The organism is Sphingomonas sp., assembly GCF_019746665.1.
Classification (GTDB): domain Bacteria; phylum Pseudomonadota; class Alphaproteobacteria; order Sphingomonadales; family Sphingomonadaceae; genus Sphingomonas.
The window spans coordinates 72,103-91,126 of record NZ_JAIERS010000017.1 but is presented as its reverse complement, the minus strand read 5'-3'; the positions used below and the strand labels follow the sequence as shown (position 1 = coordinate 91,126).

The window sequence follows — 19,024 nt, the reverse complement described above, 5'->3', positions numbered from 1 at the left end:
CCTCACCCCTCGATCTTCGAGAAATCCGCTACCTGATGCACCGCGTCGCGCACCCGCGCGAGCAGCGCGAGGCGGGCGCTGCGCTTTGCTGGTTCCGGATCGTTGACCGTCACCTGGTCAAAGAAAGCGTCGATCGGCGCGCGCAGCGCGGAAAGCGCGGCCATCGCGCCTTCGAAATCCTCACGCGCGACCGCCGCTTTCGCCGCTGGCTCGGCGGTATCGAGCGCGGCGATCAGCGCTTCCTCGGCGGGCTCGGGCGTGTAGCCGAGCGCATTGTGCCGATCGCCCCGCGCCAGTTCGGCAACGATCGGCGCGAATTCGGGATCATCGACCTCGACCAGCGGGTCTTCCTCGCCCGTCTGGGGCGGCGGCGTGGCCGTGGCGGCGGCGGGCGCGCCTTCCTTCTTCAGGATGTTCGCCGCGCGCTTATAGCCGGCGAGGAGATTGGCGCCGTCTTCGGTGGTGACGAACGCCTGCAGCGCGCGAACACGGGCGAGCAGGCGGACGAGATCATCCTCGCCCCCGAGGGCGAAGACCGCGTCGATCAGATCGTGGCGGACGCCGGCTTCGCGTTGCTGGACAGACAGCCTCTCGCCGAAAAATGGTACAATTTCGAGCTGCTTCATATCCGCAAAAGCAAAAACAGCAGCTGGCACCTCGTCTTTACTCAGTCGTGCATGTAGTGCCGCCTCGATACCAAGACCCTTAGTTAAATCAATTTTGATCTCATGCTGTTCGGCAAGCTTACCAAACCGTTCCAATTTTGTTTGGGCGACGGTGTCAACACGACGGGCTCCGTCGACCAATCGGTTCCACCAAAAAATTCCATGAGCAGACAGAGCGCGAATCAGCGTTTGCCGGAGGCCCAACCGAAGCTGATTCTCCACAATTATTCTAATAACACCGAGGGCAGCGCGTCGAAGCGCAAATGGATCTTTTGAACCCGTCGGTCGCTCATTAATACCGAAAAATGCTGTAATCGTATCCAGCTTATCCGCCAGCGACACCGCCACCGCCACCGGCTCCGTCGGCACGTCATCGCCTGCGCCCACCGGCTTGTAATGATCGCGGATCGCCGCCGCGACGGCGGGGTGCTCGCCCTGGGCGGCGGCGTAATAGCCGCCCATCACGCCTTGCAGCTCGGGAAACTCACCGACCATGCCGGTGACGAGATCGGCCTTGCACAGCAGCGCGGCGCGGTGGGTGAGCGACGCCAGCTCCTCCCCTGCAAGGGGAGGGGGACCGTCCGCAGGACGGTGGAGGGGTATCCCCGCTTGATCAGAGGGCGATACCGCTCCGTCAGCCACTTCGCGGCTGCCACCTCCCCTTGCAGGGGAGGAGCTGATGATGCCTTCCTCGCACAGCCAGCGCGCGAGCTTTGCCACGCGCTCAGCCTTGTCGGCGACCGTCCCCAGCTTTTCGTGGAAGACTATGCGATCGAGCTTCTCCCGCTGCTCGTCGAGCGGCACGCGCAAATCCTGCTCGTAGAAGAAGCGCGCATCGCTCAGCCGCGCGGCGAGCACCTTGCGGTTGCCCTCGACGATCTTCGCGCCGCCGTCCACCGCCTCGATATTCGCCACGCAGATGAAGGCGTTGGCGAGCTTCCCTTCACCATCCCGGCAGACAAAATATTTCTGGTTCACCCGCGCGGTCAGCTGGATCACCTCGGGGGGCACGCTGAGGAACGCTTCGTCGAAACGGCCGAGCAGCGGCACCGGCCATTCGGTGAGCCCGGCATTTTCGGCGACCAGCCCCTGATCCTCGATCAGCGCGAGCCCCGCTTCGGCGGCCAGCGCCCGCGCCCGATCGCGGATGATTGCGGCGCGTTCGTCCTGATCAACGATCACCCGGGCGGCGCGGAGCTGCTCGGCATAGGTCGCTGCGCTTTCGATGCTGATCGCGCCGGGCGCCATGAAGCGGTGGCCATAAGTCTCGCGCCCGCTGGCGATGCCGGCAACCTCGCACGGCACCACCGCCTCGCCGAACAGCGCGACAATCCCCTGCAAGGGCCGCACCCAGCGCAAGGACTCGGTCGAAAGCGAGGCCGCGCCCCAGCGCATCGATTTGGGCCAGGGAAAAGCGCGGACGATCGCCGGCATCGCCTCCGCCAGCACATCCGCCGTCGCGCGGCCCGGGCGTTCGATCACCGCGAACAACACCCCGTCACGCTCGACCAGCTGCTCGCGGGCGAGACCGGTCTTGCGCAGGAACCCCTCCAGCGCCTGCGGCGGCGCCGAGGCGCGCGGGCCTTTCAGTTCCTCGGAAACCGCCTCGGTCGCCTCGGGCAGGCCGCGCGCGATCAGCGTCAGGCGGCGGGGGGTGGCATAGGTCTCAACCGCACCCGCGCGCAGCCCCGCCTTGGCGAGCTCGGCGGCGAACAGCTTCGCCAAATCCTCGCGCGCGCGGGTCTGCATGCGGGCGGGAATTTCTTCGGAGCGGAGTTCGAGGAGGAAGTCGGTCATGGTTGCGATGTGGGGCTATCGAGCAGGCCCCCCTCCGTCGCTGACGCGACACCTCCCCGTAAACGGGGAGGATTTTTTTTAGGACTCAAATCCTCCCCGTTTACGGGGAGGGGGACCGCCGCAGGCGGTGGAGGGGGCGGCGACACGAGCGCCACAAGCGCTGCTGCGACAGCGGTGGCATCTTTCAAAATATCGGCAGCGGGAATACGCACCACGCGATACCCCCGCGCCTCCAACAAAGCCGTCCGAGCTTCGTCGCGTTCGGGCCGGTTGCCCATGTCATGCGCAATGCCATCGACCTCGATCACCAGCCTGGCCTTGGCGCAATAGAAATCAGCGCGATAACCCCCGATCGGATGCTGCTTGCGGAACGACACCCCGCCCGGCGCGCCCTTCAACTGTTGCCATAGCAACGCCTCGGGCAGGCTCATCGTTCGCCGGGCGCGGCGGGCGGCGTAAACCTCGGGGCGGCGCAACGTGACAGCCCCCCCTCCACCATCGCTGCGCGATGGTTCCCCTCCCCGTGAACGGGGAGGATTTTGCGGGGCCGTCATTGCCACCCGTTCTTCTCCATCCAGCCCGCGCACGCCGCCTTCGCCAGATCGCGCACGCGGCCGATATAGGCCTGGCGCTCGGCGACCGAGATCACCCCGCGCGCCTGGAGCAGGTTGAACACATGGCTCGCCTTGATCGCCTGCTCATAGGCCGGGATCGGCAACCCCGCTTCCAGCGAGCGCTCGCATTCGGCGGCGTGCTTGCGGAAGGCGTCGGTCAGGCTGTCGGTGTCGGCGACCTCGAAATTCCAGGCGCTCATCTGGCGTTCGTTTTCCAGGAAAACGTCGCCATAGGTCACGCCCGCGTCGTTGAACGCCAGATCGTAAACCGAATCCTTGTTCTGGATGTAGGTCGCCAGCCGCTCGAGGCCGTAGGTCAGCTCGCCCGCCACCGGCTTGCAATCGAACCCGCCCATTTGCTGGAAATAGGTGAACTGGGTCACCTCCATCCCGTCGCACCATACTTCCCAGCCCAGGCCCCAGGCGCCGAGCGTCGGGCTTTCCCAGTCATCCTCAACGAAGCGGATATCGTGCCGGCTGAAATCGATGCCGATCGCCGCCAGCGAGCCGAGATAGAGTTCCTGCAGATCAGGCGGCGAGGGCTTCAGGATCACCTGATATTGATAATAATGCTGCAGGCGATTGGGGTTCTCACCATAGCGGCCATCGGTCGGCCGGCGACAGGGCTGGACGAAAGCCGCGTTCCACGGCTCCGGCCCCAAGGCGCGCAGCGTGGTCGCGGTGTGGAAGGTGCCGGCGCCCATTTCCATGTCATATGGTTGCAGGATCAGGCAGCCGCGCGCGCTCCAATAATTGTGGAGCGTCAGGATCATCCGCTGAAAGCTGAGCGGCGGCGTAGCCAACGATAATTTCCCCATGCGCGAACGGTGGCGCCCCTTTGGCGCGCGGGAACAGGCGGGTCAATGCCCGCGCCGATGGTGTCAGCATCGCATGGCAGATAGTAAGGTAGTGTTGACATTGCCGCGAATCGCAAGTAGTCAGGTTTCACTGACATGATGTCAGCAAGAGATGACCAAGGAGCAAGGCATGTGTTCACACCGGGCACGCGAGCGCGACGATCTGATCGCGCTGATGTCGGGGCTGTTCACCATGGCGGTGTCGCTGTGGATGATCTTGAATCACTAGCCGTGAAGAACCGGCTGAAAGTGCTGCGCGCCGAACGCGATTGGAGCCAGGCGGAGCTTGGCGGCCGGCTGGGTGTGTCGCGCCAGGCGGTGAACGCGATCGAAACCGGCAAGCACGATCCCTCGCTGCCGCTCGCGTTCAAGATCGCCCGGCTGTTCGAGCTGCGGATCGAGGAGATTTTCGATGATGGGGACCATGATGGCCGGGCGTGAATTGGGACCGGGTGAGCAGCTTGAGCTGCGACACGCCCGGCGCACGCTGCGGATCAACCTGGGGATGATCGGGTTGGCGCTGCTGGCGACGGGCGCTGGCACGCTGCTGCTGCCACAGCTCGGCGTCGCGCCGGGCACGGCACGGTCGGTCGCGGCGATCGCGCTGATCGTGATCAGCCTGGTGGGCGGCGCGCTGTGCTGGCGCCAGGCCGATGAGTTCGCGCGGGCCAAGGGCACGCGGGTGCTGGCGGTGATGGGGCTGGTGCTGTTCGCCGGCCTGCCGATCGCCCCCGCGCTCACCCGTCTGGGGGTGAAAGTGACGCCCGATACGGTGTGGGCGATCGCCCTGCTCGCCGGCGCCGCCACCGCCGCCTGGATCTGGAGGAACAGCAAGTGATGGCCGCGCAGCAACTCGGCCCCGGTGAGCGGATCGCAAGGCGCAACCGGCGGCGGATGTATTATTTCCTGGGCGGCTGCGTCGTCGTCGGTGCGGTTCTCGGTGGCGCCATGAGCGCTTTCGAGCTGAGCGAGCGCGCGGGCCTGCATGACATCGCCGCGCTGCGTTTGCCGCCGGTGGTCGCGGTGCTGCTCGCGATCGGCTTCCTCGCCGCGCTAATCGGCATCCCCGTCTACAGCTTTCGCCTGATCGACGAGGTGAAGGTTCAAAACAATCTCAAGGCGATGAGCGGCGCGTGCCTCGCCGTCGTCGGTGGCTATCCCGCCTGGCAGGCGCTCGCCGCGGGCGGGCTGGTGCCGCAGCCCAGCGCCTTGGGTGTGTTCCTGATCGCCTATCTCGCCATGGCCGTGCTCGGCATCGCCTTCAAAATCCGTGGTTGAATATTTCAGAAAGGGAGTACCGATGCTTAAACACGTCATGACCGGCGCGGCCACGCTCGCGCTGCTGTTCGCCGGCCCGCTCCACGCGCAGACCGGGCAACCGGCCCCTGCCCCGGCCCCCGCCACGAAGGACGCCGATCCGGCGCTCTGGGTAATCAAGGACGCCGACACCACCATCTACCTGTTCGGCACCGTCCATGTGCTGAAGCCCGGCCTCAGCTGGTTCGACGAAGCGGTGAAGAAGGCGTTCGACGAAAGCAAGGAAGTCGTGCTCGAGCTGCCCGATCTCGATCAGGCGGCGGTCCAGCAGGCAGTGCTGGCGCGCGCGCCGGACAAGAGCGGCACGCCGCTTTCGGCCAAGCTGCCGGCCGAGGATAAGCCGCTCTACGAGAAGGCGGTGTTCGAATATGGCGCGCCGGTGGGCCTCACCGTGCCGGTGATGGACCGGTTCAAGCCCTGGTTCGCCGCGATCACCCTCACCCAGTTGCCGCTCGCCAAGCTGGGCTATGATCCCAGCAGCGGCGCCGAGAAGGTGCTGACGGCCGCAGCCAAGGCGGCCAACAAGCCGCTGTCGGGTCTGGAGACGATCGACCAGCAGCTCGGCTATTTCGACACGCTGCCGGAGGCGCAGCAGATCAAGTTCCTCGAAATCACGCTCAAGGAACTGCCCAAGAGCGGCGAGACGCTGGGCAAGATGGTCGACCAATGGGCGGCCGGAAACCCCGAAGCGCTGGGCGAGACGATCAACGAGGGCCTGCGCGAACAGCCCGAGATCGGCGCCATCCTGCTCACCGAGCGCAACAAGCGCTGGGCGAGCTGGATCTCGGAGCGGATGAAGCAACCGGGCGTCGTCTTCATCGCGGTCGGCGCCGGGCATCTGGCGGGCAAGGACAGCGTCCAGAACCAGCTCGCCGCCTACAAGATCACGCCCACGCGCGTGAAATACTGATGCGCGCAGGGCTCCTCGCCCTGCTGTTGCTCGCGGGCTGCGCACGGGAAATGCCGGCGCGGCCCGCGCTTTACGTGCTGCGTGATGCCGACACGACGATCTGGTTGCTGGGAACGGTGCATTTCCTGCCGCCGGGGGTCCGCTGGGAGACCCCGGCGGTGAAGCGCGCGATCGCCGACTCGGCGATGCTCGTGGGCGAGTTGCCTGGCGATGCCGACGCCAGCACCGCTTTCGCACAGGCGAGCGAGGGGCGCGGCTTGCCACCGCTCGCCGCACGGGTGCCCCCTGGGGACCAGGCCCGGCTCAAGGCAGCCATGAAGGATTGTGGCGGCGCCAGGCTTGATCGGCTGAAAAGCTGGGCCGCGGCGCTGGTGCTGAGCGCGTGCGGTGCGGCCGCTGCGGGCGGTGATCCCGAGCATGGCGTCGAGTCCGTGCTGGCGCGGCGCTTCGCCGGGCGCTCCCGGTTGGGGCTGGAAACCGTGGCCGGCCAGTTCGCGCTGTTCGATGGGCTCGGCGAAACCGATCAGCGCCGCCTGCTCCGCGCCAGCCTGGCGGCCGGTGCCGACTACCGCGCATTACTGGGTGCCTGGACGGCGGGGGACGAGGCACGGCTCGCTGCCCTGATCGCCCGCTCTTTCGCTGGCGCGCCGACCTTGAAGGCAACCCTGCTCGACCAGCGAAATGCGCGTTGGAGCGCGTGGATCGGGGATCGGATGCGCAAGCCGGGCAAGCTGCTGATCGCGGTCGGCGCCGGGCATCTGGCGGGGTCGGGTTCGGTGATCGCGCGATTACGCGCGGCGGGGTTCAGGATCGAGCGGGTCGGCGGATAGCCGTCATTTGACGCCGGCGCGCCGATCGACTATGCGCGCCGGCTTCCGGCCGGGGTCATCCCTGGAGGCTCGGCCGGGCTTACGTAACCAGCATTTCGGAGACCGCCATGAGCGAAATTCTGACGCTCGCGGCCGAGACGCGTGAAGGGGTTGGCAAGGGAGCCTCCCGTTCGCTTCGTCGTGAAGGCCGTGTCCCCGCCGTGATCTACGGCGCAAAGCAAGACCCTGCGGCGATTCACGTCGAGGAAAAGGAACTGTACCGGCTGCTGATGACCGGGCATTTCATGAATTCGGTGGTGATGATCGATGTCGGCGGCGAGCAGGTGCGCACCCTGCCCAAGGATGTCGCTTTCCACCCCGTCACCGATCGTCCGATCCACGCCGATTTCCTGCGCATCGCCGAGCACGCGACCGTGACCGTGCAGGTGCCGGTGCGTTTCGTCGACGAAGCGCTGTCGCCCGGGCTGAAGCGCGGCGGCGTGCTCAACATCGTTCGCCACGAGCTCGAACTGATCGTTGATGCCGCCAACATCCCCGATGATGTCGAGGTGTCGGTGAAGGGCTTCGACGTGGGCGAATCGATCCATATCTCGGCGGTGACGCTGCCCGCGGGCGCCAAGTCGGCGATCGAGGACCGTGACTTCACCATCGCGACGATCGCCGCTCCCTCGGCGCTCAAGTCGAGCGAAGGCGCGGCCGAGGCCGAAGCACAGGGTTGAGCCGCCCGGGGGCGAAGCCCCCGCATGGCTCCACCGCGATACAGGGGGCATGGCGACCGATCCGGCGCCATGCCCCTTGCCGTATCCGCCCCAACCAATAGGAAGATGCCATGCAGCTCTGGGTGGGGCTCGGCAATCCCGGGCCGCAATATGCGATGCATCGCCACAACGCCGGCTTCATGGCGGTGGACGCCATCGCTGAGGTACATGGCTTCGATGCACCCAAGAAGCGCTTCCTGGGCTGGACAAGCGAGGGCCGGATCGGCGGCACCAAGCTGCTGCTGCTGAAGCCCGCCACGTTCATGAACGATAGCGGCCAGTCGATTGGCGAGGCGATGCGCTTCTACAAGCTCGCGCCCGAAGACGTGACGCTGTTCTATGACGAGCTCGATCTCGCGCCGTTCCGGGTAAAAGTGAAGCGCGGCGGCGGAACCGCCGGGCATAACGGCCTCCGCTCGACGGTCGCGCATATCGGCGAGGCTTTTCGCCGAGTGCGGATTGGCATCGGCCACCCCGGGCACAAGGACAAGGTGACCGGCCATGTCCTCGGCAATTTCGCGCGCGTCGAACTCGATCCGCTGACCGACATGCTCGGCGCCATTGCAGCGGAAGCGGAATGGCTCGCACAGGGCGACGATGTTCGCTTCATGAGCGAGATCGCGCGCCGGCTCCAGCAAGACTGATCGTCCGCCAGGGAACCGAGCCCGCGCCCCCTCGTTTCCGCAAGGGAACGATGAGACGCACTTTGGCCGATATCGAGCTTGCTCCTGGACCCAGCCGCGCCGAGGTGCCGCTGACTCTGCTGGTCAAACGCCTTGCAAGCCGCTTCGCGCTACCGCCCGAGGCGACCGACACGCTGCTCGATCTGCCGTTCGTATTGCGGGATTATCAGCCGGGCCAAGTGATTGTTCGCGAAGGCGACAGGGTGCGTTATTGCACCTTCGTGCTCACCGGCTTCGTCACCCGGTACAAGCTGGTCGGCGATGGCGGCCGCCAGATCGTCGCGATCCATTTGTCTGGCGACTTTGTCGACCTGCAGCACATCCTGCTCGATCGCGCCGATCATTCGATCCACGCCCTCACGCTTGCCACGGTAGCGCAGTTTCCGGCCGATGCATTGATACGGCTGGCCTATCAATTTCCCGAAATCGGCAAGGCGCTGTGGCTCGAATCATTGGTCGAGGCAGCCACGTTTCGCGAGTGGATCGCCAATGTTGGCCGGCGCGACGCGCGCGCCCGCACCGCGCATCTCCTGTGCGAGCTAGCGACACGGCGCCAGGCGGCGGGGCTTGGCGCGGTCGACACGTTCGAGCTGCCGATGACGCAGGAACAATTGGGCGACGCGCTCGGCCTCACCTCGGTTCACATCAATCGCACCTTGCGCGGGCTGGAGAGCGAGGGGCTGATCCGCCGATCGAAGCGGGCGGTCGTGGTGGCCGATTGGCCCGCGCTGCAGCGCGCGGGCGATTTCAACCCAAACTATCTGCACCTCGGCGACAAGCCCTGATCGACGGAGCCGAGCAAGGCCATGCTGGCGGCAAGACGCGCCCATGCTATGCCCTGCGGCATGACGATACGCGCGCTGTTCCCCACCCTGCTCCACCAGTCGCGGATCGAGGACACCGCCTTCCTCGCCGAGCTTGCGCACAGCTGCCAGCTGCTCGCGGTCGAGGACCGCGCCGGGCGCACGTGGAGTAAGGCCAACGGCTATCGCGGCTATACCAGCTATGCGTCGCTCAATGATCTGCCGCGGCGCGACCCCGTCTTCGCCGATCTGGTCAAGCGACTGGCGAAGCCCGTGGCGGGCTTCGCCGAGGCGTGCGCCTTCGATCTCGCGGGGCGCAAGCCCAAGCTCGACAGCCTTTGGGTGAATGTGCTGCGCCCGGGTGGCGCCCATTCGGGGCATCTCCACCCGCACAGCATCATTTCAGGTACACTGTATGTCGCGATCCCGCCGGGCGCGGGCGCGATCCGGTTCGAGGATCCGCGCCTGCCGCTCTACATGGCCGCTCCGCCGCGCCGTGAGGACGCCGAAGAAGGCGCGCGACCGTTCGTCACCGTCACGCCCGAACCCGGCACCGTGCTGCTCTGGGAGAGCTGGCTACGCCACGAAGTCCTCCCCAGCAACGCCAGGGAGGACCGGGTGAGCGTGAGCTTCAACTATCGCTGGTAGCGCGGCATCGGTCAGCCACCCATGCAGCCACGATGCTCTTCCTTCAAATCCGAACTGTCGGTGTAGAGCTTCACAAAGGCAGCATAAGCTGCATCGCGCGGCGGTTGCGGCTTGGTGTCGTACACCGTCATCGTCATCGCCGCGCCGTCATCGTAAACCGTCTTGTCGCCGCTGCGCTTGATCACCCGGATCAAAGTGGTGCGGGTGCCATTCTTGCCGGCGGCGTACCAGGCATTGTGGGCCGCGACCGCCTTCCTGAAGGTTTCGAGCTGGCCGGATTTGATCTCGCTATAGCGGATCGCGACGCGCTTGCCGGTGCATTGCAAATCCCCGGCTGCCCCGCTCTGGGCGTCCAGCGGCGCCTGCATCCCCACCACGCCCAGCGCCAGCAAGCCGGCGGCCACAATCGTGCGCATCGTCTCTCTCCCCTGCTCGTTTCGATGATGCTGCCACGCCCGCGAGCGCCCGGCAAGCTGGACGGCGGCGGCAAGGCTGCTTAAGGCACCGCCTTCCTCTTTCCAGCTTTCAGGACGCAAAATGGGTTTTCGCTGCGGGATTGTCGGTCTGCCCAATGTCGGCAAGTCGACGCTGTTCAACGCGCTGACTGAAACGGCGGCGGCGCAGGCGGCGAACTATCCTTTCTGCACGATCGAGCCCAATGTCGGCAATGTCGCGGTGCCCGACCCCCGGCTGCAACAACTTGCCGCGATCGCCCATTCGGCGAAGGTGATCGAGACGCAATTGGGCTTTGTCGACATCGCCGGGCTGGTGCGCGGGGCGTCCAAGGGCGAAGGGCTCGGCAACCAGTTCCTCGGCAATATCCGCGAGGTCGACGCGGTGGTGCATGTGCTGCGCTGCTTCGAGGACGGCGATGTGACCCATGTGGAAGGCAAGGTCGATCCAATCGCCGATGCCGAAACGGTGGAGACCGAGCTGATGCTCGCCGATCTGGAAAGCCTGGAGAAGCGCGTCCCCAACCTCACGAAGAAGGCGGCGCAAGGCGACAAGGAGGCGAAGGCGGCGGCGAGCGTGCTTGGCCAGGCACTGGAGCTGCTGCGCGACGGCCGCCCCGCGCGGCTCACCGCGCCCAAGGACGAGGATGAGCGCCGGGCGCTCGCCCAGGCGCAACTGCTTACCGCCAAGCCGGTGCTCTATGTCTGCAATGTCGAGGAAGCGAGTGCCGCCGAGGGCAATGCCCATAGCGCGAAGGTGTTCGCCAAGGCGGCAGCCGAGGGCGCGCAGGCGGTGATCGTCTCCGCCGCGATCGAGGCCGAGATCGCGACTATGCCGGCCGAGGAGCGTGGCGAGTTCCTGGCCGAGCTGGGGCTGGAGGAAACCGGCCTCGGCCGGGTAATCCGCGCCGGCTATGCGCTGCTCGATCTCATCACTTTCTTCACCGTCGGTCCCAAGGAAGCGCGCGCCTGGACGGTGTCGAAAGGCGCCAAGGCCCCGCAGGCGGCGGGCGCGATCCATAGCGACTTCGAACGCGGCTTCATCCGCGCCGAAACGATCGCCTTCGCCGACTATGTCGCGCTGAAAGGCGAGGCCGGCGCGCGCGAAGCGGGCAAGCTGCGCCAGGAAGGCAAGGACTGTGCGGTGCAGGACGGCGACGTGATGCTCTTCCGCTTCAACGTGTAAGCACTGCCCCACTAACGTGGAAGTGGAAGTGGCATCGGCCCGCTCCAGCGCCGCCGCCCGCGCTGTCAGGCCGCTGGTTTGGTCGCCACCTCTGCCGGGAAGCGGGTTTCGAGCCAGGCCATCCAGTCCGCCTGCAAAGCCTTAAGGTCACGCGGCAGCTTGCCCTTGGGCTCCTTATTGGCGAGCCATTGCGCCATAGTCTCACCACGTGCGAAGGCCTCGGCGATACGGCCGAAGATTTGTCGGTTGCCGGTTCTATCAATCAGATATTGCGATGCTACCGCCGACTGCAGATAGAAGCGCGCGCCGCCTTCAATGATCTTGCGCGCTTCTTCGCCCGAAAACACCATCGCCCTGAAACTATCCTTTTTCAGATCGCCACCAACCTGCTGCGAAAGCATCTTGGTCTGTAGATGCGCCGGGTGCACCTCGGAAAAGAAGTTGACAATATCGACCGTCAATCTGGTGTTCTCGTCGGCTTTTTGAGGGTCGGCCCGATAGGTGGCGTAACGCTGCCCGAATTGTTTCACCCGGTCGTTGAAGCTGGACGGCGCTTCCATCAGCACGGCCGACATTTCGTCGAGCCAGTCGGGGCTCGGCCCACCGTAATGCTTGTCTTCGCTCAGCGTCGATTTGGGCCAATAGCCCTGCCAGAACCAATAATGGCCAAGTTCATGCGACACTGTTGCCAGCTCTGTCCTAGCGAACCGCTCCGGGTTGGTTTGCTGGTCGACAGCTTTTTGCACAGCGGCCTCGATTTCGTCTTGAGGGCGACCGGCCATCCGGGCTGTCAGCCCGCGACGGATCGACTGCTCCACCTGCTGGCGATACACTTTTGGCGAAATCCAGGGCAGCACGACCGGAAACCCGGCCTTGCGCAGCGCGGCGACACTTTCGGGCGGCACGAGCGCATCGGGCCCCTCTGCCACGGCATAGCGTAGCGCCTGGCGACCGAAATACTCCTTGAACCGAACCACGCCCGCCTCGGCTAGTGTGAGCAGTTGTTCAGCGCGCGCGGCACTGCCCGCCAGCACCACCCCGTTGGCGCTTTCAACGCAAATGAGGTTCGGCAGCACCGCTGTCGCCGTCGGGCAAAGCTTCCCGGCGGGTCCAGCCCCCCCAAGGGCTAGCGGCAACAGAACCAACGCTACGCAACGGTACATCGACACCCCTCCGTCTCTCTCGCTTCGATTACGTTTGTAGTTCTAACTACGGATGTGGTCAATACCGGCTGACCGATGTCATAATGCTGTCGTGCTGAGGCGGCATTTGCATAGCGATGCGCGTTCCTACCGGCCTGCTCGCTGCCCTTCTCGCCGCTGGCCTTCAGGCCTGCGCCACCCAGCCGGCGAGTGCGCCGCGCCTTGCCAGAACCGCGACGGCCGAAGCCCGCGCCCCGGTCGTTGTCCTCGTCTCGATCGACGGATTTCGCGCCGATTATCTTGAGCGCGGCGTCACGCCCAATCTCAACGCCCTCGCCTCAGCCGGGATCAGCGCGGCGATGCGACCGAGCTTTCCCAGCATTACCTTCCCCAACCATTATACGCTCGTCACCGGGCTGCGGCCCGATCGCAACGGCATCGTCGGCAACCGGATGGAAGACCCCGCCCGCCCGGGCCAGGTTTTCACGATGCAGAGCGACCAGCCCTATTGGTGGGGCGAGGCCGAGCCGATTTGGGTGACCGCCGAAAAGGCCGGCATCCGCACCGCGACCATGTTCTGGCCGGGCAGCAATGTCGATTTCGGCGGCGTTCGCCCGCGCGATTGGGCGCAATATGCGGGTGCGATCAGCGATCGTCAGCGGGTAGACGGCATCATCGACTGGCTCCGCCGCCCGGTCGAGACACGGCCACGCTTCCTGACGCTCTATTTCGACCTGGTCGACCACGCGGGCCATGAGTTCGGACCGGACAGTACCAAGACCACCGAGGCGGTGGCCGAGGTCGATGCCGCGATCGGGCGGCTCCGGGCCGAGCTCGCCGCCCTGGGCCAGCCGGCGACGCTCGTGATCGTCGCCGATCACGGCATGGCGGCGACCAGCCCTGATCGGACGATCAAGCTCTACGAACGGATCGACCCCAAGCTCTATCGCGCGGTCGCCGCTGGCCCCTATGCCGGGCTCGAGCCGCAACCCGGGCAGGAAGCGGCGCTTGGGCAGGCGCTCGCCCGGTCGGTGCCGCATATGACGTGCTGGCCCAAGACAGCGATCCCGCCGGCGCTGCATTATGGCGCCAATCCCCGCGTGCCCCGCTTCGTCTGCCTCGCCGAGACGGGCTGGCTGATCCTCGACAAGCCGCCCGAGCCCGATCGGCCAATCAAGTCCGGTGGGGCGCATGGCTATGATCCGGCCGCGCCCGAAATGGCCGCGCTGTTCATCGCGAGCGGGCCAGGGATCAAGCCGGCCGGCAAGCTCGCGGGGTTTGACAATGTCGATGTCGCGCCCTTGCTGCGCGATCTACTTGGCCTGCCGCAAGACCCCGGGCTCGATGGCGACGACGCGCCTTTTCGCGCGGCCCTTGCCCGCTAACCCGCTTATCGCGGGCCTCCGAGATCGCCGCCCTGGCCTTGTTCGGGGCACCCCATCCATGCCACATCCTCGTAACGGGAGCGGAGAGGACACGAATGATTTACTTCGAGGATCTGGCGGTCGGCCAGAGCGCGCGCTTCGGCAGCTATCACGTCACCCGCGAGGAGGTGGTCGCCTTCGCCGAGCGTTATGATCCGCAACCATTCCACCTATCCGACGAAGCGGCGGCGCGCACCCATTTCGGTCGCCTTGCGGCAAGCGGCTGGCACACTTGCGCGATGACGATGGCGATGATCGTTGAGAATCTAAAGCAGATCGAACAGGCTGGACTCGGCTCGCCCGGTATCGACGAACTGCGCTGGCTTAAGCCGGTCTATCCCGGCGACACCCTGAGCTGCGAGAGCGAGATCGTCGAAGTCCGCCGCTCGCAAAGCCGCCCGGAGATGGGCAGTTATCGCAGCCGGATGACCGTGACCAACCAGCATGGCGAGGCGGTGCTGCGCTTTGTCTCGATCGCGCTGATCGCGACGCGGCCAACCTAGGCGCAGCCGGGTCGCCGCTCGCGGCTAGTAACGCTACCGCCGATAACCGCGCGGCACATGCCGGAAGCCGCGCCATTCGTCACGGAACTGGCCGCCCCGCCACCCCCGCTGGCGATCGAGCCAATAGCGCTGCTCGCCATCGTTCCAGCGGCGCGGCGCGCGATAGCGGTCATAGACGTACACCCCGGTGCCCGGGTAATAATAATCGCCGTACCAGCCCCAGTATGGCTGACGATAGCCGCCATTGTAATAACCGTAGCGGGCCGGACGATCGTAATAATAATCGTCGCTGCACCCCGCCGCCAGGCTGGTGAGCGCGAGCGTCGCCGCCGCCGCGAAACGTCTTGCCAGCATCGCATCATCTCCTCTGCCAAGGCCAACCCGGCAGGCGCCGGGCCGTTCCTTCGCGGGCGATGATGGTATAGCGAAGCTTAATGGCCCTCGAACGCGAGCAGTGCTTCGACCGCGACGCCATCGCCGCGCAGCAGATCGGCGCCGCCTAGTTCGGGCAGATCGACCACGAACAAGCTTTGCTCGACCGTCGCGCCGGCCTTGCGTAACAGCCGCACCGCCGCGCGGGCGGTGCCGCCTGTCGCGATCAGATCGTCGATCAGCACAACGCGCTGGCCGGGGACAAGCGCGTCCTCATGCATCGTGATCCGATCTTGACCATATTCCAGGGCGTAATCCTCGGCTATTGTCGCCCCCGGTAGCTTGCCATCCTTGCGGATCAGCAGCACACCCGCGCCGAGTTTCACCGCCATCGCGGCGGCGAAAACGAAACCGCGCGCCTCGATCCCGGCGACGAGATCGACCGGGCCATCGACCGCCGCCACCAGCCGCTCGACCGTAGCGGCGAGGCCGGCGGCATCGAGCAGCAGGGTGGTGATGTCGCGGAACATGATCCCCGGCTTGGGAAAGTCGGGGATCGTCCGGATCAGCGCCTTCAGATCGTCATTCGCCGCGCTCGTGGCGAGCGTGGTGCTCAATGCTTCATGTCCCGCCAGATGTTGCGATAGGCACCATAAGCCAGCGCGGTCGCGACCAGCAGGAAGCCCATCACCATCAGCCCGATCGAGTGCCGCTCGGCAAGCTCGGGCTCGGCCGCCCACACCAGGAAAGCGGCGACGTCCTGCGCATTCTGGTCGACGGTCGACTTGGTGCCATCGGCATAGGTCACCGCGCCTTCGGAGAGCGGCGGCGGCATCGCGATGTTCAGGTTCGGGAAGTATGGGTTGAAATAGGCGCCATCGGGGGTCTTCGCCTCGGGGAAGCGCTTCATCTCGGCGGCGGTCATGTCGCGATAGCCGGTCAACAGCGAGCGGACATAGGCCGGGCCGTCATGGCGCGCCTTGGTGATCAGTGAAAGGTCCGGCGGGTTGCCCTGGCCAGGATAATAGACGGTCGGGAACTTGTCCGCCGGGGTGTTCGGCCGCTCACCACGATCGCCCGTCTTGGCGTCGAGCGTCTGCGCCTTCAGCTGCCAGTCGCTCGCGATCTTCTTAACCTCGGCCTCCGAATAGCCGATCTTGCGCAGATCGCGAAAAGCGACGTGGGTCAGCGAGTGGCAGTTCGAGCAGACCTGCTGGTACACCTGGAAACCGCGCTGCACCTGCTGCATGTTGAACTTGCCGAACAGGCCGTTGCTGGCGAGTTCCAGCTCGTGCGGATGCTTGTACAACGCTTCCTGCGCGGTTTCCTTGCTCTCACCGCCAAGGCTGGTCAGGCTGACGAACAGCGCGCACGAAACCGCGGCGATGAAGCCAAGCCCGATCAGGAACGAAATCAAACGAACCATTTGTTCCCCCTTATTCGGCCGGCAGAGCGCGTTCAGGGAACGCGGTATCGCCCGCCGAGCCGGTTTCCCCCTTCAGAACCGCCTCGGTGATCGAGTTGGGCAGCGGGCGCGGACGCTCGGTCGCCGACACGATGGGCAGGATGATGAGGAAGTGCGCGAAATAATAAGCCGTGGCGATCTGCCCCAGGATCACGTTGCGCGCGATCGGCTCGGCGCCACCAACATAGCCCAGCACCAGCACGTCGACGAGCAGGATCGCCAGGAAAATGCGGTAGGTCGGGCGATACTTGGCCGAGCGCACCGGCGAGGTATCGAGCCAGGGCAGGAAGAACAGCAGCAGGATCGAGCCGAACATCGCCAGCACGCCCCACAGCTTCGCCTCGATCCACAGGAAGTTGAAGGTGAACGACTTCAGGATCGCGTAGAAGGGCAGGAAATACCATTCGGGCACGATGTGCGCCGGGGTCGAAAGCGGGTTGGCCGGGATATAGTTATCCGGGTGGCCCAGCATGTTCGGCTGGAAGAAGACGAAGGTCGCGAAGATCAGGAAGAACACGCCGACGCCGAACCCGTCCTTCGCGGTGTAATAAGGGTGGAACGGCACCGTATCCTGCTCGTCTTTCACCTCGACGCCGGTCGGGTTGTTCGAGCCGTACATGTGCAGCGCCCAGATGTGCAGGATGATCACGCCCGCGATCACGAAGGGCAGCAGATAATGGAGCGAGAAGAAGCGGTTGAGCGCCGCGTCATCCGGCGCATAGCCGCCAAGCAGCCAGATGCGGATCGGCTCACCGACGATCGGGATCGCCGAGAAGAAACCGGTGATCACTTGCGCCCCCCAGAAGCTCATCTGGCCCCAGGGCAGCACATAGCCCATGAACGCGGTCGCCATCATCAGCAGGAAGATCACGACGCCCAGCAGCCACACCATTTCGCGCGGCGCCTTGTACGAGCCATAGAACAGCCCGCGGCCCATATGGATGTACACCACCGCCAGGAACATCGAGGCGCCGTTGGCGTGGGTGTAGCGCAGCAGCCAGCCGTAATTCACGTCGCGCATGATGTGCTCGACCGAGTCGAACGCGATCGCGCCATTCGCTGCATAATGCATCGCGAGCGTGACGCCGGTGATGATCTGCACCATCAACGCCAAGCCGGCGAGGACGCCGAAATTCCAGAACCAGTTAAGGTTGCGCGGCACCGGATAGCCGGCGCCTACCGCGGAGAACACCAGCCGGGGCAGCGGCAGACGTTCGTCCACCCACTTCATCACCGGATGCTTGGGTTCGTAATGCTGTGCCCAAGGGAAGCTCATCTTAGACCTCCTCAGCCCACCACGACCGTGGTCGGCGACGTGAACTTGTACGGCGGCACCTGCAGGTTCTTGGGTGCCGGGCCCTGGCGGATGCGGCCCGCCGTGTCATAAGCCGATCCGTGGCAGGGGCAGAAATAGCCGCCGAACGGGCCGCGATTCTCACCCTCGCCCGCGCCGAGCGGCACGCAGCCGAGATGGGTGCAGACACCGAGCGTGATCAGCCAGTTCTTCTTGCCTTCCTGCGTGCGCTGGGCGAGCGTCTGCGGATCACGCAGCGAGCCGACCGGCACCTTGTCCGCCTCGGCGATTTCCTCGGGAGTCAGGTTGCGCACGAACAAGGGCTGCTTGCGGAACTGCGACTTGATCGCTTGGCCCGGCGCGATCGCGCTCAGATCGACCTCGGTGCTCGACTGGGCGAGCACGTCGGCCGAGGGCGCCATCTGGCTGACGAGCGGCACCACCACACCGGCGGCGCCGACGCCGGCGAAGGAGACCGCGGCGATGCTCAGGAAATCGCGGCGGCGATAGCCTTCCTCGCCCATGGGTTCATCGGCGGCGTGGCCGCTTTGCATCGCGTGATCAACGGTTGCCATTCACTTGCCCTGTTCTGACCGAGTATCGCCGTGCCCCTCGGGTCGCGGCGGGCACGCGCGCATGGGTGCGCCAAGCCGACCGATAGGCACGGTAATTCGCGGCCTGATAGACGCGGGTGGCCCCAAATGCCAACAGCTAATTGATGGTTGCGTCACCCACCCGACTCTCTTCCCCCGCCACGCTCCGCCTCGCGCTGCTCGCGCCCGACATCGCCGGCAATGTCGGCACGCTGATGCGGCTTGGCGCGTGCCTTGGCGTAGCACTCGATCTGATCGAGCCGCTTGGTTTTCCTTTTTCAGACAAAAAGTTGGCGCGCGCCGGGCTCGATTATGCCGACTTGGCGCAAGTGACACGCCATGCCGATTGGGCCGCGTTCCTCGCGCGCCTGCCCGGCAGGCTCATCGCGATCGAGACGGACGCGCCGACCCGGCTCGACGCGGCGGCATTTCTACCGGGCGACACGCTGCTGCTCGGTGCCGAATCGAGCGGACTGCCCGATTGGGCGCTCACCCGCGCCGATCTGGCGGTGCGGCTGCCGATGCTGCCCGGGCGACGCTCGCTCAACGTCGCGATCGCCGCCGCGATGGCGCTGGGAGAGGCGCTGCGTCAGATCGAAGGGTGGCCGGCGGAACCCTGAGCGAGGCTAACCCGCGCGCGGTGCTGCCATCGCTCTTCGCCGCCAAAGCCAGGAAATGGGGTTTGATGATCCCTATACCGATCCCCTGACC

At 65.6% G+C, this 19,024-nt stretch carries 23 protein-coding genes; 13 read left to right on the top strand and 10 right to left on the bottom strand.

The annotated features are described in order from the left end of the window. Window positions 1-2 precede the first annotated feature (2 nt). The 3 genes from glyS to K2X73_RS11600 are packed head-to-tail and all read right to left on the bottom strand — an operon-like array spanning window position 3 to window position 3,849. A complete protein-coding gene (glyS, locus tag K2X73_RS11610; protein ID WP_294111054.1) occupies window positions 3-2,462 on the bottom strand; it encodes a glycine--tRNA ligase subunit beta in 2,460 nt (819 codons plus the stop codon). Further along, on the bottom strand, window positions 2,459-3,016 hold the full coding sequence (locus K2X73_RS11605; protein WP_294111188.1) for an endonuclease domain-containing protein: 558 nt from the start codon (window positions 3,014-3,016) through the stop codon (window positions 2,459-2,461). The genes glyS and K2X73_RS11605 overlap by 4 nt, the downstream gene beginning before the upstream one ends. Next, entirely contained in the window at window positions 3,013-3,849 is an 837-nt protein-coding gene (locus tag K2X73_RS11600) for a glycine--tRNA ligase subunit alpha (protein ID WP_365980637.1), read from the bottom strand. The genes K2X73_RS11605 and K2X73_RS11600 overlap by 4 nt, the downstream gene beginning before the upstream one ends. A gap of 315 nt (window positions 3,850-4,164) precedes the next feature. Between K2X73_RS11600 and K2X73_RS11595 the strand changes: the two genes are divergently transcribed. From K2X73_RS11595 to K2X73_RS11555, 9 genes are all read left to right on the top strand, one after another. Further along, window positions 4,165-4,374 (top strand): helix-turn-helix transcriptional regulator, encoded by a 210-nt coding sequence (locus K2X73_RS11595; RefSeq protein WP_294111048.1) that lies wholly within the window; start codon window positions 4,165-4,167, stop codon window positions 4,372-4,374. Next, entirely contained in the window at window positions 4,346-4,771 is a 426-nt protein-coding gene (locus K2X73_RS11590) for a hypothetical protein (protein ID WP_294111045.1), read from the top strand. Before K2X73_RS11595 ends, K2X73_RS11590 begins: the two co-directional genes overlap by 29 nt. Further along, the gene (locus tag K2X73_RS11585) at window positions 4,771-5,211 is read left to right on the top strand and encodes a hypothetical protein (protein WP_294111041.1); all 441 of its coding nucleotides are present in this window, start codon (window positions 4,771-4,773) and stop codon (window positions 5,209-5,211) included. The genes K2X73_RS11590 and K2X73_RS11585 overlap by 1 nt, the downstream gene beginning before the upstream one ends. A gap of 22 nt (window positions 5,212-5,233) precedes the next feature. Beyond that, window positions 5,234-6,160, top strand: a complete 927-nt coding sequence (locus tag K2X73_RS11580; protein ID WP_294111038.1) for a TraB/GumN family protein — start codon at window positions 5,234-5,236, stop codon at window positions 6,158-6,160. Then, window positions 6,160-6,990, top strand: a complete 831-nt coding sequence (locus tag K2X73_RS11575; protein WP_294111035.1) for a TraB/GumN family protein — start codon at window positions 6,160-6,162, stop codon at window positions 6,988-6,990. Before K2X73_RS11580 ends, K2X73_RS11575 begins: the two co-directional genes overlap by 1 nt. A gap of 107 nt (window positions 6,991-7,097) precedes the next feature. Then, complete coding sequence (locus K2X73_RS11570) at window positions 7,098-7,709, top strand: 50S ribosomal protein L25/general stress protein Ctc (RefSeq protein ID WP_294111033.1); 612 nt, start codon at window positions 7,098-7,100, stop codon at window positions 7,707-7,709. A gap of 110 nt (window positions 7,710-7,819) precedes the next feature. After that, complete coding sequence (gene pth / locus K2X73_RS11565) at window positions 7,820-8,392, top strand: aminoacyl-tRNA hydrolase (protein ID WP_294111030.1); 573 nt, start codon at window positions 7,820-7,822, stop codon at window positions 8,390-8,392. 50 nt (window positions 8,393-8,442) lie between these two features. Further along, a complete protein-coding gene (locus K2X73_RS11560; protein ID WP_294111027.1) occupies window positions 8,443-9,216 on the top strand; it encodes a Crp/Fnr family transcriptional regulator in 774 nt (257 codons plus the stop codon). A 60-nt stretch (window positions 9,217-9,276) separates the two neighbouring features. After that, complete coding sequence (locus K2X73_RS11555) at window positions 9,277-9,882, top strand: TIGR02466 family protein (RefSeq protein WP_294111024.1); 606 nt, start codon at window positions 9,277-9,279, stop codon at window positions 9,880-9,882. Between the two features lie 11 nt (window positions 9,883-9,893). Here K2X73_RS11555 and K2X73_RS11550 read toward each other — a convergent pair whose 3' ends face one another. After that, window positions 9,894-10,298: a hypothetical protein gene (locus tag K2X73_RS11550; protein WP_294111022.1), complete on the bottom strand. Its 405-nt coding sequence runs from the start codon at window positions 10,296-10,298 to the stop codon at window positions 9,894-9,896. 121 nt (window positions 10,299-10,419) lie between these two features. On the opposite strand from K2X73_RS11550, the gene ychF reads away from it, so the two are divergent. Beyond that, window positions 10,420-11,520, top strand: a complete 1,101-nt coding sequence (gene ychF, locus K2X73_RS11545; protein ID WP_294111019.1) for a redox-regulated ATPase YchF — start codon at window positions 10,420-10,422, stop codon at window positions 11,518-11,520. Between the two features lie 65 nt (window positions 11,521-11,585). On the opposite strand, the gene K2X73_RS11540 is transcribed toward ychF, so the two are convergent. After that, window positions 11,586-12,596 carry a hypothetical protein gene (locus tag K2X73_RS11540; protein ID WP_294111016.1) on the bottom strand — a complete coding sequence of 337 codons (1,011 nt, stop codon included), beginning with the start codon at window positions 12,594-12,596 and terminating at the stop codon, window positions 11,586-11,588. A 203-nt stretch (window positions 12,597-12,799) separates the two neighbouring features. Here K2X73_RS11540 and K2X73_RS11535 point away from each other — a divergent pair, with 203 nt between their 5' ends. Together K2X73_RS11535 and K2X73_RS11530 are read left to right on the top strand one after the other, a co-directional pair. Continuing rightward, window positions 12,800-14,047, top strand: coding sequence for an ectonucleotide pyrophosphatase/phosphodiesterase (locus K2X73_RS11535; protein WP_294111013.1), 1,248 nt, complete (start codon window positions 12,800-12,802; stop codon window positions 14,045-14,047). 95 nt (window positions 14,048-14,142) lie between these two features. After that, complete coding sequence (locus K2X73_RS11530; protein ID WP_294111011.1) at window positions 14,143-14,589, top strand: MaoC family dehydratase; 447 nt, start codon at window positions 14,143-14,145, stop codon at window positions 14,587-14,589. A gap of 33 nt (window positions 14,590-14,622) precedes the next feature. On the opposite strand, the gene K2X73_RS11525 is transcribed toward K2X73_RS11530, so the two are convergent. From K2X73_RS11525 to petA, 5 genes are all read right to left on the bottom strand, one after another. After that, window positions 14,623-14,943 carry a hypothetical protein gene (locus K2X73_RS11525; RefSeq protein WP_294111008.1) on the bottom strand — a complete coding sequence of 107 codons (321 nt, stop codon included), beginning with the start codon at window positions 14,941-14,943 and terminating at the stop codon, window positions 14,623-14,625. A gap of 77 nt (window positions 14,944-15,020) precedes the next feature. Continuing rightward, window positions 15,021-15,578: an adenine phosphoribosyltransferase gene (locus K2X73_RS11520; RefSeq protein WP_294111005.1), complete on the bottom strand. Its 558-nt coding sequence runs from the start codon at window positions 15,576-15,578 to the stop codon at window positions 15,021-15,023. Then, window positions 15,575-16,387: a cytochrome c1 gene (locus tag K2X73_RS11515; RefSeq protein WP_294111002.1), complete on the bottom strand. Its 813-nt coding sequence runs from the start codon at window positions 16,385-16,387 to the stop codon at window positions 15,575-15,577. The genes K2X73_RS11520 and K2X73_RS11515 overlap by 4 nt, the downstream gene beginning before the upstream one ends. Before the next feature lie 10 nt (window positions 16,388-16,397). Then, on the bottom strand, window positions 16,398-17,702 hold the full coding sequence (locus K2X73_RS11510) for a cytochrome b/b6 (RefSeq protein ID WP_294110999.1): 1,305 nt from the start codon (window positions 17,700-17,702) through the stop codon (window positions 16,398-16,400). Window positions 17,703-17,713: 11 nt separating this feature from the next. Continuing rightward, window positions 17,714-18,295 carry a ubiquinol-cytochrome c reductase iron-sulfur subunit gene (petA, locus tag K2X73_RS11505; RefSeq protein ID WP_294110998.1) on the bottom strand — a complete coding sequence of 194 codons (582 nt, stop codon included), beginning with the start codon at window positions 18,293-18,295 and terminating at the stop codon, window positions 17,714-17,716. Between the two features lie 143 nt (window positions 18,296-18,438). On the opposite strand from petA, the gene K2X73_RS11500 reads away from it, so the two are divergent. After that, the gene (locus tag K2X73_RS11500; protein WP_294110997.1) at window positions 18,439-18,933 is read left to right on the top strand and encodes a TrmH family RNA methyltransferase; all 495 of its coding nucleotides are present in this window, start codon (window positions 18,439-18,441) and stop codon (window positions 18,931-18,933) included. The last annotated feature ends 91 nt before the right edge of the window (window positions 18,934-19,024 follow it).

Excerpts from the sequence above, each read along its gene's own strand:
- K2X73_RS11515 (WP_294111002.1), bottom strand. The coding sequence starts at position 16,387 with ATGGTTCGTTTGATTTCGTTCCTGATCGGGCTTGGCTTCATCGCCGCG.
- petA (WP_294110998.1), bottom strand. The coding sequence starts at position 18,295 with ATGGCAACCGTTGATCACGCGATGCAAAGCGGCCACGCCGCCGATGAA.
- K2X73_RS11525 (WP_294111008.1), bottom strand. The coding sequence starts at position 14,943 with ATGCTGGCAAGACGTTTCGCGGCGGCGGCGACGCTCGCGCTCACCAGC.
- K2X73_RS11585 (WP_294111041.1), top strand. The coding sequence starts at position 4,771 with ATGGCCGCGCAGCAACTCGGCCCCGGTGAGCGGATCGCAAGGCGCAAC.
- K2X73_RS11590 (WP_294111045.1), top strand. The coding sequence starts at position 4,346 with ATGATGGGGACCATGATGGCCGGGCGTGAATTGGGACCGGGTGAGCAG.
- K2X73_RS11580 (WP_294111038.1), top strand. The coding sequence starts at position 5,234 with ATGCTTAAACACGTCATGACCGGCGCGGCCACGCTCGCGCTGCTGTTC.
- K2X73_RS11500 (WP_294110997.1), top strand. The coding sequence starts at position 18,439 with ATGGTTGCGTCACCCACCCGACTCTCTTCCCCCGCCACGCTCCGCCTC.
- pth (WP_294111030.1), top strand. The coding sequence starts at position 7,820 with ATGCAGCTCTGGGTGGGGCTCGGCAATCCCGGGCCGCAATATGCGATG.
- K2X73_RS11535 (WP_294111013.1), top strand. The coding sequence starts at position 12,800 with ATGCGCGTTCCTACCGGCCTGCTCGCTGCCCTTCTCGCCGCTGGCCTT.
- K2X73_RS11510 (WP_294110999.1), bottom strand. The coding sequence starts at position 17,702 with ATGAGCTTCCCTTGGGCACAGCATTACGAACCCAAGCATCCGGTGATG.
- K2X73_RS11600 (WP_365980637.1), bottom strand. The coding sequence starts at position 3,849 with ATGATCCTGACGCTCCACAATTATTGGAGCGCGCGCGGCTGCCTGATC.
- K2X73_RS11550 (WP_294111022.1), bottom strand. The coding sequence starts at position 10,298 with ATGCGCACGATTGTGGCCGCCGGCTTGCTGGCGCTGGGCGTGGTGGGG.
- K2X73_RS11555 (WP_294111024.1), top strand. The coding sequence starts at position 9,277 with ATGACGATACGCGCGCTGTTCCCCACCCTGCTCCACCAGTCGCGGATC.
- ychF (WP_294111019.1), top strand. The coding sequence starts at position 10,420 with ATGGGTTTTCGCTGCGGGATTGTCGGTCTGCCCAATGTCGGCAAGTCG.
- K2X73_RS11570 (WP_294111033.1), top strand. The coding sequence starts at position 7,098 with ATGAGCGAAATTCTGACGCTCGCGGCCGAGACGCGTGAAGGGGTTGGC.
- K2X73_RS11605 (WP_294111188.1), bottom strand. The coding sequence starts at position 3,016 with ATGACGGCCCCGCAAAATCCTCCCCGTTCACGGGGAGGGGAACCATCG.
- glyS (WP_294111054.1), bottom strand. The coding sequence starts at position 2,462 with ATGACCGACTTCCTCCTCGAACTCCGCTCCGAAGAAATTCCCGCCCGC.
- K2X73_RS11575 (WP_294111035.1), top strand. The coding sequence starts at position 6,160 with ATGCGCGCAGGGCTCCTCGCCCTGCTGTTGCTCGCGGGCTGCGCACGG.
- K2X73_RS11530 (WP_294111011.1), top strand. The coding sequence starts at position 14,143 with ATGATTTACTTCGAGGATCTGGCGGTCGGCCAGAGCGCGCGCTTCGGC.
- K2X73_RS11560 (WP_294111027.1), top strand. The coding sequence starts at position 8,443 with ATGAGACGCACTTTGGCCGATATCGAGCTTGCTCCTGGACCCAGCCGC.